Below are 15,181 nucleotides of genomic sequence, written 5' to 3'. Positions count from 1 at the left end.
GTGACAGCGGGCATTTGTCGGGATTTAAGTGCAAATCAATGATTAAAGTGTGGGATCAGCTGCTTTTTTCGCCTTATTCCCACCGGCCAGCGTCTCTTTAAGCTGTTTTTGATCCAGCTGGTCGACCCACTTCGCCACCACCACGGTCGCCACGCCGTTACCCACCAGGTTGGTGAGTGCACGGGCTTCGGACATAAAGCGGTCGATACCCAGGATCAGCGCCAGACCGGCTACCGGCAGATGGCCGACCGCTGAAAGTGTCGCCGCCAGCACGATGAATCCGCTACCGGTCACCCCGGCGGCCCCTTTCGACGAGAGCAACAGCACCACCAGCAGCGTGATCTGATGGAAGATGTCCATGTGCGCGTTAGTGGCCTGGGCGATAAACACCGCCGCCATGGTCAGGTAGATCGACGTGCCATCCAGGTTGAAGGAGTAGCCGGTCGGTATCACCAGGCCCACCACCGATTTCTTGCAGCCCAGTCGCTCCATCTTATCCAGCATACGCGGCAGCGCCGACTCCGAAGAGGAGGTCCCCAGCACGATTAACAGCTCTTCTTTGATGTAAGCAATAAATTTGAAGATGCTGAAACCGGCAAACAGCCGCGCAATCAGTCCCAGCACCACCACCACGAACAGGATACAGGTGATATAGAAGCAGATAATCAGCTGGCCGAGCTGCACCAGCGAGCCAACGCCATACTTACCGATGGTGAACGCCATCGCGCCGAATGCGCCGATCGGAGCCAGACGCATGATCATGTTGATAATCCCGAAGATCACGTTCGAGAAGCTCTCAATCACGTTGAAAATCAACGTGCCGGTATTACCGAGGCGATGCAGCGCGAAACCAAACAGAATGGCGAACAGCAGTACCTGCAGAATGTTGCCGCTGGCGAAGGCGCCGATGACGCTGTTAGGGATCACATCCAGCAGGAACGCAACGACTCCCTGCTGCTCCGCCTGCTGCGCGTAAACCGCCACCGCTTTGGCATCCAGCGTGGCCGGGTCGACGTTCATTCCGGCTCCCGGCTGCACCACATTGACCACCACCAGACCGATGATCAGCGCAATAGTACTGACAATTTCAAAATAGAGCAGCGCCACCGCGCCGGTGCGGCCAACCGCCTTCATGCTCTCCATACCGGCAATGCCGGTCACCACGGTACAGAAAATAACCGGGGCGATAATCATCTTGATCAACTTAACGAAGCCATCTCCCAACGGCTTCATCTGGGTCCCTAATTCCGGATAAAAATGGCCTATCAAAACGCCGATGCCAATCGCCATCAGCACCTGGAAATAAAGGCTTTTAAAAAGTGAGGTTTTCATAAACAGGTGTCCACTAACGCCGTGAGGTGATGTTGTCGGATTCGTTATTGTGACTGACGGGCAACACAGGCGGCGCCTGACAGTAACCCGAAAATAACACTCTGTTTACGTGATTAATACAGGCTTACAAAGCAGGGGGAAATGATACAGACGTAATTCTGAACTGAAACGCTTCAGCATAGGGTTTTGTAACTAAAATTCTCGCAAAATCAATGAATCAGGTAATTATTCCGGCAGTGAGCGGTTTTCAATCCATGCCTGATTGAAGCGCGCCAGCGGCAAGGCTTCAGCATAAAGATACCCTTGCCCGATATGGATGCCGCGCGCCAGCAGCCAGTCGCGCTGCTCGGCGGTTTCGACGCCTTCAGCAATCACATCCAGATGGATGATCTCGGCTATTGCCGCCACGATGCGCACCATGGTGTCATCATCCGGCAGCGCCGCGACGAAGCTGCGATCCATCTTCAGCTTATTGACCGGCAACGCTTTGAGCTGATGCAGAGAGTTCAGGTTGGAGTAGCCCATGCCGAAGTCATCCAGCGCGACCGCCACGCCGGTCTGCTGCAAGGTCCGCAGCAGCGAGATGGCCTGGCCGGTATCCCCGATATGGGCTGTTTCTGTCACTTCCAGCACGAAGGTGCCTGGCGCAATCTGATGGCGCTTCAGCAGCGCCTGCAGATGGCTCACCATCGCGCTATCACGCAGCTGGACCGCAGAGATATTCACGCTCAGCGGCAGCATAATGCCCTGTCGCTGCCAGCCGGCCAGAATGCGGCACGCCTCTTCAAACACCCAGCGGCCAATCGCGCTAATTACCCCAATCTCTTCAGCGCTGGCGATAAACTCCTCGGTCAGACCGAAACTGCCGTCCGGCTGACGCATTCGCAGTAGCGCTTCCGCCCCGGCCAGTTCGCCGGTGCGCATATCAATCTGTGGTTGCAGGTAGAGGGCAAACTGATCGTCATGCAGCCCCTGCAAAATGTCGTGCTCCTGGGTCAGGCGTTTTTGCGCCCGCTCGGTTAAGGCCGCATCGAAGAACAGAATCTGGTTCTTACCCTGATGGCGCGCCGACATCATGGCGGAAGTGGCGCGATCCAGCAGCTCATTGGCACTCAGCGGCCGATCGTCGCGCAGCGCCAGGCCAATGCTGGCGTTCGGTCGCAGCTGCAGCTGATGCAGATTAACCGGCTGGTTGAGGCGAATCATCAGATTACGCGCCAGCCGCAGCGCGCGGAATGGATTACTGGCGCGCTTCATCAACAGCACGAAGTCGCTGGGACCGGTTTGCGCCAGCAGGGTGTGGTCATCCAGGGTACTGCGGATTTTCTCGACCAGCGTCAGCATCAGGGTGTCGCGCTGCTCATCACTCAACACGCCATTGGCTTCCTGCAGGGTCTCAATGCGGATCACCATCAGGCCGAGTGGCTGGTCAGGATTGCACATGTACTGCTCGACCAGCGCCAGAAACAGCGCCCGGTTGGGCAGATCGGTGACGTCAAAATGGGTGGTCAGCCGGCTCATCTCATCATGCACTGACTCGAGCACCTGCTGATTACGGTTGTAACTGCGGATCAGCATGCCGATCTCATCGTCACGGTGGCTCGGCGGCAGCGTCAGTTTGTGGGTCAGAATCGATTGCGGCGGCAGCTCCTGCAGTTCACGCGAGATATTACGCAGCGGATGGACCACCAGCCGGTTAATGCACCAGCTGATCGCCACCGACAGAATCAGCGCCAGCAGCAGATAGGTGGTGATCATGGTCGACAGCGTACTGAGGATAAACTGGTAGACCCGCGTCGAGTTGGCCTGCAGCACCAGATAGGCCAGCGGTTTAGGCAGCCCGGTATTTTCAACCGAGTAGAGCGGCAGGGTAATCTGCACCGGCAACTCAAACAGGCGTGCCACCAGTCGCGGCACCGGCTTCTCGTTTTCGAAGTCAGCATGGAGCGCCTGGAACGCGTTGGGCAGCACCACGTCAGCGCGCGATAAAATCCCGGCGGGTTTCAGCGAGTGGAGAATGCGTTCGGCCTGCGGAATGTCCGCTCTCAGCACCGCTTCTGACAGCGGCTGCCGGACGGTATGCGCGATATTTTCCATCTGCTGGGCGTAGTCAATCCTGCGCTGCTGCACAAAATGAAACAGTTGGATGACGATAAAGATACTGATGGTGATAACCGCAACCAGCGAAACCGTCGCCATCTGCTTTATCGTAAGTGACCGGCTTACCCGCAAAAATTCTCTCCCGACTATAAAAAGCTCAGATATCAGACAGGAAAATGTCCGGCAAGTATATCCCAACGTTGGTTTTTTTTGTTGGCAATAGCGCCACAGCGGAGAGATTCGGATTCTCTACCCGATAAGGGCGATTTTTTCCGCACTTATCGGGCAGGCAATAGCAGTCGCGTTACCGTTTTTCCTGAAACGCCATCCAGGTCAGCAGTTGCAGGCTGGCCGAAAAATAGTTCTGATCCGCTGCCAGCCGGTCGCTCAGATAGCCGGTCTCATTCAGCGTCAGGTCGCGCACCGCCAGCAGACCGCCTTCAAGATGGTAGGGCGCGGGAGTATTGGCCAGGACATCAAACCAGGCCGGCGTCATCATCCGGCTATAGCCCTGCCAGACCTGCTGGAACGGCACCAGCGCCAGGCTGTGCGGATCGTACCACCAGATATTGAGCGGCACGCGAATCGCATCGTAGCTGAAGCGGCTGGAATAGCCGATGGCCGGGGCAACCGAACCGTCGGCATTCAGCGCCACCCAATCCAGCGGCAGACCACTGTTACCGAAATGCAGCTTAGCGAGCAAATCAAGACCGCTCTCAATCAGCTGATTCCACACCTGCAGATGGCTGTGTTCACCGAACTCCCGCCACGCCTGAAACAGGAAGTAAGAGGGGTTCAGCACCACGTAGCTGCTTTTATTGAAGCCCTGTGCGCCAGGCAACAGCACGGTATGCCCACCAAAGGTCACCACATCCAGCTTAATAATCGCCCGCTGAATACGATCAGACGCCTGCTGATAACTCTCCACCTGCCATTTCTGCGCGGCGCGCTGTAACGCCCAGGCCAGCAGCACATCGCCATCAGCGGCGTTATTTTTATCCGCAACCGGGTTTGCCGTGCCTGGCGTATAGCGCCAGTAAAACAGATCGGTCTGTGGATTCCCTAACTGGCTGCGCGTCCACTGCCATAGCCGATCAAAGGTGGCGCGATCGTCATTCGCCACCGCCAGCAGCATGCCGTAGCCCTGCCCTTCGGTATGGCTGACATTGTTATTCGCGGTGTCGATGACCCGCCCTTCTGACGTGACAAAGCGACTTTTAAAACTGTCCCAGCCGCTGGCTGCGGCTTGCGCGCTGCCGAGTAACAGCCAGATACAGCAGATCCATCCCAGCCACTGTGGCTTAACGTTCATTCACCCGTCCTATTGATATCGATAATACAGCGTACTGCCATCATTCAGTTCAGGCGTTACCGGCACCGCACTGCTGCCGCCCTGGGCCTGCAGCCAGCCCGAGAACAGCCCCGCCGCGACTGCGCCAAACGCCGCCTGCCAGTCAGCAGCCGTATGGATATTATCACCTGCCGGTAAGGCGTGATGGCTGATCAGCAGCGCCTTCTCTTCCGGCTGCAGCTGCACAAACCCCCAGTTAAAACGCGCCAGTTGCAGATTCATTTCCCGCTCCAGATCCTGCACCGTGCGTGCTTCAGACAACGGATAGCGGGTCGCCAGCGATTCGCCCATGTTGTAGAGGAACGCTTCAGCCTGCTGCTGGCCGCCGTTGGCGACCATGCCCTCAATCAGTACGCTGACCAGATCAAACCAGCCGGGTGGATGCGGATGCGACACGCCAGAATGTTCATTCATTATTTATCTCCAAACAGATAACGGACATAAAGCTGCGCGCTGCTTTCGTTGTAATCACCAAAGGTGTCGTAACCCAGCTGACCGCCAATCGTCACCTCTTTATTGAGTTTGTAATCGGCACCCGCGTGCAGGTTATAACCGATACCGTTTTTACTGCCGCCGGAGTAGTACGCGCTTTTCACGCTACCGTCGGCAGCCAGCGCTTCCAGCTGTGACTGCAGGCTGGCATCGTCCGGGAAGTAAGCACTCTTGTCCTGACTGTAGGACTGATAGCCGACCGAGCCGCCCAGCTTCACCTTCAGATCGTCATACTGACGTGAGAAGTCGATCGGGAATGACACGGAAGCGTAGTTTTGCGGACTGAAGTAGCCGCCCTGGCCATAACTGAAATAGCTGAGGTTTTTCGAGAAGTCCATCCACGACAGGTTCATCCCCAGTTTCAGCTCCCGGTCGTCGGCATGGTAAGGACGCACATAAGCGCCGGCGGTCGCCTGCAGATTGTTGTTACTGGCGACATTCTCGCCGAGGTAGCTGTAAGCGCCCGCGCCCGCGTAGAAACCGGCATCGCCATTGTCATAACTCAGTAAGGCATTGCCGCCGTTTTTGGTGACGCGACCCCACCGCTTGCCGCTGGTCTTGTCCTCTGCGCCAACATATGACAGCAGACTGTCGGTGATGGCGCGACGTTCGCCAGTCAGGATCAGCGTCAGGAAGTCGGTAAGCTTCGGCGACCACTGCACCCCACCCACCAGCGTACTGAGATCCTGACCCAGCGGCGTACTGCCAAGATCGACTTTGTAACTGTCGCCCTTCAGCGCCAGATTCAGCTCCACGCCCGAGGCGGTTTGTGAATCGGTTGTGGCGTTCGGCACGTCATTCAGGGTTGCCCCGCCTGCGGCGACCACCTGGCCCTGGGTTAAGGCGTTGGTGCCAAAACGTCGCCATGCATCGCCCGCGGCGCTGCCGGCCGTCAGCGACACCGGCGTCATGGTGAAGTCAAAGCGCGACTCACCAAACGGCACGGTAGAGAAGGTCAGCGGCGCTTTGGCTTCGGTCAGCTTGCTCAGTCCCGATTCGCCATCACGACCGCGCACCTGCACCATTCCCTGACTCCAGCTGGCCGTTTTTTCCTGCAGCGAATCCATCATGCTGTCAATCTGACGCAGGGTCTGCGATGAGGCAGATACCGTCGCATCGCCTTCTGGCTGCTCAGAGCGGACAGACGTGGTGGCAGGCGCAACCTGCCATGGCAGCACGGTGCCGTAGCGGGAAGCTGAACGCCCGACCGGCGACGTGTTGCGATTGATGAACGGATTATCCGCCAGCGCCAGCCCGCCCACGGTCGGCATACTGCCCGGCTGCGCGCCCTGCAGGCCAATCAGCTGTCCGCGTGCCGAACGCAGATAGCGCATCGCTTCGCTATGCTCGCCATTCGCTTCCGCCACCCGCGCCAGCAGCAGCAGGCGATCCGGCGTCTGGGTGGCGGTGTTCAGGCCGCGCGTCAGCGTGTTGGCGCGCTGCACATTATTCTGCGCCAGCGCGACGTTAATCGCCCCGACGCGCGCATCCTGAGTCGGCGTGTCCTGCGTCATCAGGTAGTCATATACCACGCCCGCGTCCCGGTTCATCTTACCGTCCTGATAGAGACGCGCCATGGCGAACATCAAATCGCGATTCTGTGGATCCTGCTGTAACGCACCGATCAACTTATCGTAGGCCGCTGCGTACTGCCGCTGCTGCCGCAGGCGGTCAACTTCATTAATCAGATACCCGTTACGTATCGCCGCCAGCTGCGTCGGCGTGCTGCGCGCCTGCAGTTCCGGGCTGCTGAGGAAGCGCTGCGCTTCGGCGCTCAGCCCGGCCTGGTTCAGGACCGCCATCTGCGCTGCGTAATCACCGGCATTACCCTGTACACCGCGCTGCATATTGGTGCGCACCACCGAAACGGCGGTGGTGAGATCGCCAGCCTGCGCCAGCTTCTGCGCCAGATTACCGGCATCAGCCGGGTTGGCGGGCGGATTCACCGCTAACGCTTTCAGGGTGTTAGCGGCGGCGGCATTGGCACCCTGAGACAGATACTGGTCAGCGGTGCTCATCTGCAGATTAAAATTGACCCGCTGCGCCAGAGCGCGCATCTCTCGCGTTTGGGCAGACGGCGGAATGCGCGATAGCAGCACGCTGGCCTGCTGCCAGCCACCGCTTTCGCTGGCGTTGAGTGCGCCAGCATAAAGTTCACTGTTGCTGGCACCGCTGCGCATCACCGGCTGCATTACATTAGCGGCCTGTAAAGGTTCACCCTGCTGCCGGTAGAGACGGGCCAGATCAAGCCGCAGCCAGCCATCGGCTGGATAACGCTGGACTCCCTGCTGCAACGTCGCGATGGCCGCTGCGTTGTTGCCGGCGGCCAGCTGACGCTTCGCCTGCTGACGCAGCGTATCGGCACCGTTTGCCTGCGGCGTCACGCTCTGACGAACGCTGGCTGGCAGCGAGCCCAGCAGGGTATTGGCTTCAGCACTGCGATTCTGCTGACGCAGCACGTAGAACAACCCCTCTTTGGCGCTGCGGTTATTGGCATCGCTCTGCAGAACAGATCGGTAGGTCTGCTCCGCCTGATCGAGCTGGTTACTGCGCCGCTGCACGTCAGCGCGGAACAGGCGGGCAGCAATGCCTTTCTCGCCTTCAGCCTGCGCCAGCGGTTCGCTTAATGCCAGCGCCTGTGCACTGTTGCCGCTTTTCAGCGCCTGCTGCGCATTGGCCAGCTGCGCATAAAAACGGGCATCGTCGGCCTGCTGCTGACGGGCCGATCCCTGATCGCCTCCCAGCTGCGCGGCGCGTTGCAGATAGTCTGCGGCTTCCTGATAACGACCGGCGCGCTGAGCGACATAGCCCATACCCGCCAGCGCATCGGCGTCCTGCGGATTGGCGCTCAGCACTTTTTCGAAGCTGGTCTGCGCACCGCCCACGTCACCGCTGTTGAGCGCACTGAAACCGGCACCTTTCTCAGCGCCCCCGACGTTTTTACGGTAATAGTCGATCACCGCGGCATCCTGTGGATGACGCTGTTGCCAGGTCTGATACAACGCGGCATCGGTGGGCTGCGGACCGAGCCACAGCAGCGCCTGCCGCAGCGAGCGGTCGGCCTCCTGATTCCCACTCGCCAGCGCGGACAGCACCTCAATCCCTTCGCGACGGGTCGACTCCTGATACGTCAGCGCTTTACCCAGCGCCAGCTGCGCGCCGGTATCCTGCGGGTGCTGCGCGGCAAACTGCCGCAACGCCTCTACCGCCTGTGGCAGCAGAGTACGGTCACCGGCCATCGTCAGATAATATTCAGCAGCAACGCTGGCTGGCGGCTCATTGCCGCTAAAGGTATTACGCCAGGTCTGCAGAGCGGCAGCAATGTTGCCGCTGCGCGCCTGCTGACGCGCCAGTGACAGCTGCGCCTGCGGAATCGTCTGTAGCTGACGGGCATTGTCCAGCTCGCTCAGGTGCGGATCGTTGGGTGATACTTTGCTCAGACGCTGGCGGTACTGCGCTGCGGCGGCATTATCACCGCCCTGCTGCGCATAAAGCGCCAGTAAATAGAGCGCCTGCGGGTTGTTGGGCTCCACCATCAACACCTTCTGCAGCGAGGATGTCGCCAGATCGTCATGCGCTTTCTGATGCCAGTAAGCCGCCTGATCGAACAGCGCCTGCAACGCCGGATTGGCGCTTTCAGCCGCCAGCAGCGACGGTGAAAACGCCAGCAGGCCGCCCAGCAATAACGCATGATGAACACCGGCACTTATCAGATTTTTTTTCATTCTTGTTATCCTTACTTCTTGCCGGAATGACTATCCTGCTTCGGATTCAGACGCCGCCACGCATGACGCTTCAGCATCACCCAGACCGCACTGCCCACCAGCGCAGAAAGCAGCAACGCCGCCAGCGCAAGGAATACCGAATGCTGATTGGCGTACCACACCACCATCATGTACCAGGGCATTTCCCCGACCGGGAACTGCGCGCCAACACGGAAACTGCGAATGCCATTTTCATCGGTGATGATTGCGGTATCGCCACGAATCGCGGCATTGATACGTGCCGAACTCAGATCGTTGTGGAGCCGCAACAGCTGATCGTCACTGGTCGCCACCGTGACCACCACCAGCCGATCGCGATTCCACGGCGAGCGATAGCTCAGGAAGCCGCGCCACGCTTCGTTAGAAGAGAAGTACCGATCGGCATCCAGCTGTTGACGACTCCAGTCACCGCTCAGCCAGCCGCGCAGTTTCTCCAGCGTATCGGACTCTTTCACACCGAAGGTGCTGCTGCTGGCGTCATAAGGTGAAGAGGCCAGTAACGCCCGATTGAAATCGCTGTTGCCGGTGGTGCTGACCGCCAGCAGATCGTTCTGCTGCAGCCGTGCCAGATTAGTGCCGCCCTGCGGCAGACCAAACAGCACCTGATTCTGCGTCAGAGCTACACCGGTAGCGTTACCGGCACGCGCCGCCAGATCCAGCAGCGTCGACAGTTCGGCATTGCTGGGTTTTTCCGGCAGCAGCAGCGTAGTCTGGCCAAAATCCGCCAGGCGAGAGAACGGGAACGAGGCACCGACAAAATAAGAGAGGTTCGGCAGCATGCTGAAGTGGCGGGTGTGGCTGAGATCGATCCACGAATCCTCTTCAATCCGGCTCTTGATGTTGTTATTCAGCAGCACGCCACAGGGCGCATCCGCCCGCGGTTTGATGTTGAAGTAGAGCGCCAGCTGGTTATCGCCATAAATCAGATAGGGTTCGAGGTTGAGCTGATATTGTTCCTGTCGCGCATCGCCCCCTAAACGGTGCCAGACATTTTCCAGCAGTCCGACCTTATTCACGGTCAGGTTGCGCAGGAAGGTCCCGTTCAGCATCACGTTAAGAAACGAATTCTCTTCATCGATCCAGCTTTCAGACGGGAAGCGATAGTGCAGATTGACCGGCACGGTATCGCCATCCCACAGGAACAGATCGGGCGCGGCACGGAAGTTAACGCGCAGCGCATCGTGCCAGATACCGCTGCTGGTCAGGCTCTGGTCTTTACGCAGCAGTTCACTGAGACGCACCGGGCGATCGGTATTGATCCAGCGCGGCGCATCATAGGGTTTGCGATTGCCGAGCGTTTGCGGTTTTACCAGCAGCTGGCTGTCGTCAGTGGTCAGCGGCTGCGTGGTCAGACGGTTTGCCGCCTGACGCAGCTCGGCATCGTCATTACCGCTCACCAGCAGCAATTTATACACCGGGTTATTCGGGTTATCGACTACCTGCAGCATCGGCCCGTTGCTGGCTGGAAAGGTCAGCGTACCGATGCGATCGCCGGGGTGACCAAACAGAATGCCGTTGTGCTCCGGCAATTCACCCCGCATCACCGGGAAGCGAATACCGCGATAATCGCTCTGAATGCCGAGCCAGGACGCCACCAGCGTCGCCGCGCTCACGGCATCCGGTGCGACATTACTGGCGAATCCGAAGGTGACAGTGGCGGCGGTCATACGTTGTGGATCGAGGAACGGCCGCGGGAAGTTGCGCAGGCTGGTGCCGATGTTCAGCTGCTGGCCCTCAAGGCTCAGCGTGGTTGTCGGCATGATGGTGACCTGATACTGCTCGGCGCTTGCACGCTCGCACAGTAACTTGTCGGCATCATTAATTTTGAAGCTGAGGTTATTGCTGGAGACCACCATCGCCGCCGGAATATCCAGCTGATAATCGCTGGTATCACTGTCGCTGGCGCCGAGCGGCAGCGTGCCGAGCGGCTGGCCGTTCAGCATCAGCTGCAGCGAAGTGTTGCGCGCCGCCAGCGCCTGCGAGACGCGCAGCGTCAGGTTGAGACGCGCATTAGTCACCACCTCATCCGAGGGCAGCGTAAAAGTAATGCCAGACTGCAACTGGCCGCCGGTCAGCGTGATGCCGCGCGCCTGGCCCATCTGCGCCACAGAAATAGTGCTGCTGATCGGCTGGTTAATGGCGGCGCTGATGACCGGCTGTGGTTCCACTACCGGGGGGGCGGCCACCGGCGTTACGGCCTGACCTGGCGCGTAGGGCAGCGCACTGGCGGCCGCTTCCAGCGCCGGATCGCCATTGTTCAGCCCTTGCGGCAGTGGCACGGTGGAGAGCGCACCGCTGTCCTGCGTCACCGCGTCCCCAGTCAGCGCGGACGCGGCAGAGGTAGCCGCCGGCGCACTCTGTGCCGGTGCTGACTCAGGCTGGACGCCCGATGACGCCTCGCCAGCCGCAGGCTGGGCTGATGGCGTCGCTTGCGCAGTGGGCTGCACGGTCGGTGCCGCGCTGTTGACCGGCGCGGGGTTGCTGGTGTCATCAGCAGATGGCGTTTCGGCCCAGGCTGGCGTCAGCCACAGCGCCGCGGTCAGTGAACTGACCAGCAGCGTTTGGGTCAGGGTTTTCATACTGCGCCATCCTCTTTCGCCGCCGCGGCAACCGGGTCGACATTTTTACGTTTATCGTGGCGTCCTTTCCAGGTCAGCCAGAACAGCTCAAAGACGGTACGGATAATGGTTCCCAGCGAGATCAGCGGGTTATCCTGCTTATACTCCGGCTGAATCCAGGCATCGGCGCGTGCCAGCACCACCCGCACCAGCTCACGGCGGCGCGCCAGAGGCATCGCCTCAAAACGCAGACGGATGGTTTCCGCATCGCCAGAAATCTTACTGACCGGAATGGTGATCGCGCCCGATTTAAGCAGCAGATCGATCTCTTCAATCTCATCGAATTCATGACGGTTATCTGGCGCATCCAGCTGCGCGCCGCCCATAGAGAGATCGCTGGTCAGGGTGCGTGATGAGATACCGCTGGCGTAGTGAATGATCGCCGGAATCTGCACCTCAATACGGATGGTTTTACGCACCTGTTTGGTTTCGCGCGCCACGGCAATCGCCGCCATCAGAATGATCAGGCTGAAGATGGCCCATCCGACGTTCAGCGCAATAACGTAAGGATCGACGCCAAAGTAATCGTGCATCACCGCTCGCACCACGCCCGCCACAATGCCGATACCCAGCAGCAGCGCCACAATGACGTGCGGACGCACGATATGGAAATCGAAGAAGCCCTGATCCAGCACCCCGCCTTTATCGGTCACGTTGAATTTGCCGTGCTTCGGCGACAGCAGCGTCAGGATGGTCGGGATCACCAGGTGGAAACACATCACCGTCTCATAAATCTCACCCCAGAAGGTGTAGCGGAAACGGCCATTCATCCGCGAGTTGACGTACAGCGACATCACCAGATGCGGCAGCACGTACGCAAAGATCAGCGACGCGGAGGAGTGAATAATATTCAGGTTAAACAGCAGGTAAGCCAGCGGCGCGGTGAGAAAGGCTACGCGCGGCAGACCAAACTGGAAGTGCAGCATGGCGTTGAGATAACACAGGCGCTGCTGCCACTTCAGGCCGCGACCCAACAGCGGATTATCCACCCGGAAAATCTGCGTCATACCGCGCGCCCAGCGGGTACGCTGAATGATGTGCAGACCGAGACGCTCGGTCGCCAGACCGGCCGCCAGCGGAATGGACAGAAACGCCGATCCCCAGCCAAGGCGCTGCATTTTCAGCGCGGTATGCGCATCTTCGGTCACGGTTTCTACCGCAAAACCGCCAATCTGCTCCAGCGCTGAACGGCGGATCACCGCACAGGAGCCGCAGAAGAAAGTGGCATTCCAGTTGTCATTGCCCTGCTGTACCGGGCCGTAAAACAGTGAACCTTCATTGGGAATGCTGCGCGCGGCGCGCAGGTTACGCTCAAACGGATCGGGTGAGTAGAAGTAGTGTGGCGTTTGCAGCAGCGCCAGCTTCGGATCTTTCAGGAACGGGCCTACCGTCGCCTGCAGGAAGGTACGCGTCGCGACGTGGTCGCAGTCAAAAATGCAAATCAGCTCACCTTTGGTGATCTTCATTGCATGATTGAGGTTGCCGGCTTTGGCGTGATTGTTATCGTCACGGGTGATGTAGCCTACGCCCACATCGGCGGCGAAGCGGGCGAACTCACTGCGCTTGCCGTCATCCAGCAAATAGACTTTCAGTTTGTCACGCGGATAGTCGATACACTGCGCAGCCAGCACGGTGTCGCGCACCACATCGAGGCTCTCATTATAAGAAGGCACGTAAATATCAACCGTCGGCCACAGATCGGTATCATCCGGTAACGGTTCGATGGTGCGCTTTAATGGCCAGGTGGTTTGCAGAAAGCCGAGAATTAAGATCAGCCAGACATAAAGTTCAGCCAGATATAAGCCAATCCCTAAAATCGCTTCGACTTCGGAATTAAAATGCAGGGTTTCTGTCGTGCGCCACCAGATATAACGGGTGGACATCAACGCCGACAGAATCACCATCATCACGGTTATTTTGCGCTTTTGCTGAAACCCAATAAAAACATCAAACCGATGCTGATCAGGCCAAAAATATACTGTTTCTGGCTGTCCATTGGCGTAATGATGATCACCGCGGCAACGGGCGCAAGCACCAGCAGCAGCAGGTAAAACCCGATTTTACTCATGATTCACCCTGAGAAGAGCTGTGTAAATTCAATCACCTGTTCACATCAGGTGATTAATATTGGTTAGTACGGATGGGAGCCTGAACTTCGCCGTTGCCGACGGTGATATTCAGAATGCTGCTGACACGTTTGGCAATCAGTTCAATATCAAAGGCCGCCGCAGACGCGGGACTAAAATCATACACAGACTGCTGGGAAGCATTTGCTTCACCCACACTTTCGTCGCGGTGAACCACGCCGAGTAAATTATCGCCCAGCCGCTGTTGCATAAATGCCGTCACGTCACGGTTAATATTGCGGCGGTTGTCGCACTGGTTCAGGACGAAATAGTGACCCTGTTTATTGTTGAGAGGTTTACCGGTCATCCGGTTCTCCTCAATCTGCGGTAATAAAGAGACCGAGGCGGTATCCGCTAACATCACCACTAAATGCATATCGGCCAGCGCCGTCATTGCTTTAAGGGCCGGACCCGGACCCGGCGGAAAATCAGCCACAATGACCAGGCCGGGATAATTAAGCACCGTGTCGAGTCCGCGCTGAATAAAGTGCGGATCTTTCATCAGCTGTTCTTCAAAGCGCTCACGCTGGGGCTCGGTCACGTCGCCATAGGGCAGCACGAAGATATTGCCGCCGGTGGTCAGAATCGACTGACTCCAGTCCGCCTGCTCTTCCGAACGGGCCACAAATCCGCGCCCGTCATGAAGCGGAACGCCAAAATGCAGACGCAGAGCATTCTGCACATCAAAATCAATTGCCAGAACTTTGCTACCGGAACGCGCCAGACTCCAGGCCAGGTTCGCCGCCAACGTGGTTTTCCCTACTCCCCCTTTCGGCGAGCACACACAAACTAACGGCATAGCGCAATCTTCTCCAGTAACGGTTTCAATAAGGTCTCTTTTGGCAGGTTAACCGGTTCGCTGTCGCGTGAGCGGAACAATGCACCAAAACGTCCCGGTTCGGCGCGGTTCGCCGACGCAGGCGGGGTGAGGTCCGTCGGTGGGTTTGCCACCGCAGCGGGCTGAACAGCAGCAGGACGCAGCGTTGCCACCGGCTCTGCCGGTTTTAGCGAAGGCGGCGGGAACAGCGATGAAGATCCAGCTTCAGCGGTCAGTTTCGCTGCGGCAGCACTGCCCGCCAGACTGTCCAGTATCGAGCCGCGAGCTGCCGCTGCCGGTTGTGCACTGAGCGTCGGCTGGCGCGGCTGAGAGGCCGGAGCCGGCGCGCTGAATTCATCGCCGCGCAGCGGCTGAGGTTGGGGCAAATCGATACGCTGACCGCCGCCAAGGGCATTCTGCTGGGCATCGCTCGCCAGCTGACGAATCAATGACCATTTACTGTGTTCCGCCGCTTCCTGCGTCTGGCCAGACATATCTTTAAAGGCGATGTCGAGCGTTTGCGTCTTCTCTTTAAAACGCTGCAAATCGTCGTAATTCTTCATTGACTATGGCCTGCAACA

General features: G+C 58.5%; 8 protein-coding genes and 1 pseudogene. All 9 read right to left on the bottom strand.

Features of this window, described 5'->3' with window-relative positions:
• Window positions 1-42: 42 nt before the first annotated feature.
• The 9 genes and pseudogenes from ABIB18_RS14850 to bcsO all read right to left on the bottom strand — a co-directional run bounded on the left by ABIB18_RS14850 (window position 43) and on the right by bcsO (window position 15,163).
• Window positions 43-1,332 (bottom strand): dicarboxylate/amino acid:cation symporter, encoded by a 1,290-nt coding sequence (locus ABIB18_RS14850; RefSeq protein ID WP_031375070.1) that lies wholly within the window; start codon window positions 1,330-1,332, stop codon window positions 43-45.
• 225 nt (window positions 1,333-1,557) lie between these two features.
• A complete protein-coding gene (hmsP, locus tag ABIB18_RS14845; RefSeq protein WP_031375071.1) occupies window positions 1,558-3,564 on the bottom strand; it encodes a biofilm formation regulator HmsP in 2,007 nt (668 codons plus the stop codon).
• A gap of 172 nt (window positions 3,565-3,736) precedes the next feature.
• Entirely contained in the window at window positions 3,737-4,744 is a 1,008-nt protein-coding gene (locus ABIB18_RS14840; RefSeq protein WP_069728616.1) for a family 8 glycosyl hydrolase, read from the bottom strand.
• A gap of 9 nt (window positions 4,745-4,753) precedes the next feature.
• Complete coding sequence (bcsD, locus tag ABIB18_RS14835) at window positions 4,754-5,197, bottom strand: cellulose biosynthesis protein BcsD (protein ID WP_031375073.1); 444 nt, start codon at window positions 5,195-5,197, stop codon at window positions 4,754-4,756.
• A complete protein-coding gene (locus ABIB18_RS14830) occupies window positions 5,197-9,000 on the bottom strand; it encodes a cellulose biosynthesis protein BcsC (protein WP_354474644.1) in 3,804 nt (1,267 codons plus the stop codon). Before ABIB18_RS14830 ends, bcsD begins: the two co-directional genes overlap by 1 nt.
• 11 nt (window positions 9,001-9,011) lie before the next feature.
• A complete protein-coding gene (gene bcsB, locus ABIB18_RS14825; protein WP_354474642.1) occupies window positions 9,012-11,618 on the bottom strand; it encodes a cellulose biosynthesis cyclic di-GMP-binding regulatory protein BcsB in 2,607 nt (868 codons plus the stop codon).
• Window positions 11,615-13,725 (bottom strand): annotated as a pseudogene (gene bcsA, locus ABIB18_RS14820) (UDP-forming cellulose synthase catalytic subunit). Before bcsA ends, bcsB begins: the two are co-directional and overlap by 4 nt.
• Window positions 13,726-13,778: 53 nt before the next feature.
• On the bottom strand, window positions 13,779-14,582 hold the full coding sequence (gene bcsQ, locus ABIB18_RS14815) for a cellulose biosynthesis protein BcsQ (protein ID WP_031377812.1): 804 nt from the start codon (window positions 14,580-14,582) through the stop codon (window positions 13,779-13,781).
• Window positions 14,573-15,163, bottom strand: a complete 591-nt coding sequence (gene bcsO / locus ABIB18_RS14810; protein WP_159223043.1) for a cellulose biosynthesis protein BcsO — start codon at window positions 15,161-15,163, stop codon at window positions 14,573-14,575. The genes bcsQ and bcsO overlap by 10 nt, the downstream gene beginning before the upstream one ends.
• Window positions 15,164-15,181: the final 18 nt, after the last annotated feature.

It is taken from the genome of Pantoea sp. UYEF8 (assembly GCF_040546285.1).
Classification (GTDB): domain Bacteria; phylum Pseudomonadota; class Gammaproteobacteria; order Enterobacterales; family Enterobacteriaceae; genus Pantoea; species Pantoea brenneri.
This window is presented reverse-complemented; position numbering and strand designations above follow the sequence as displayed.

Coding starts and splice junctions, on each gene's coding strand:
- ABIB18_RS14850 (WP_031375070.1), bottom strand. CDS start 1,332: ATGAAAACCTCACTTTTTAAAAGCCTTTATTTCCAGGTGCTGATGGCG.
- ABIB18_RS14840 (WP_069728616.1), bottom strand. CDS start 4,744: ATGAACGTTAAGCCACAGTGGCTGGGATGGATCTGCTGTATCTGGCTG.
- bcsD (WP_031375073.1), bottom strand. CDS start 5,197: ATGAATGAACATTCTGGCGTGTCGCATCCGCATCCACCCGGCTGGTTT.
- ABIB18_RS14830 (WP_354474644.1), bottom strand. CDS start 9,000: ATGAAAAAAAATCTGATAAGTGCCGGTGTTCATCATGCGTTATTGCTG.
- bcsB (WP_354474642.1), bottom strand. CDS start 11,618: ATGAAAACCCTGACCCAAACGCTGCTGGTCAGTTCACTGACCGCGGCG.
- bcsQ (WP_031377812.1), bottom strand. CDS start 14,582: ATGCCGTTAGTTTGTGTGTGCTCGCCGAAAGGGGGAGTAGGGAAAACC.
- bcsO (WP_159223043.1), bottom strand. CDS start 15,163: ATGAAGAATTACGACGATTTGCAGCGTTTTAAAGAGAAGACGCAAACG.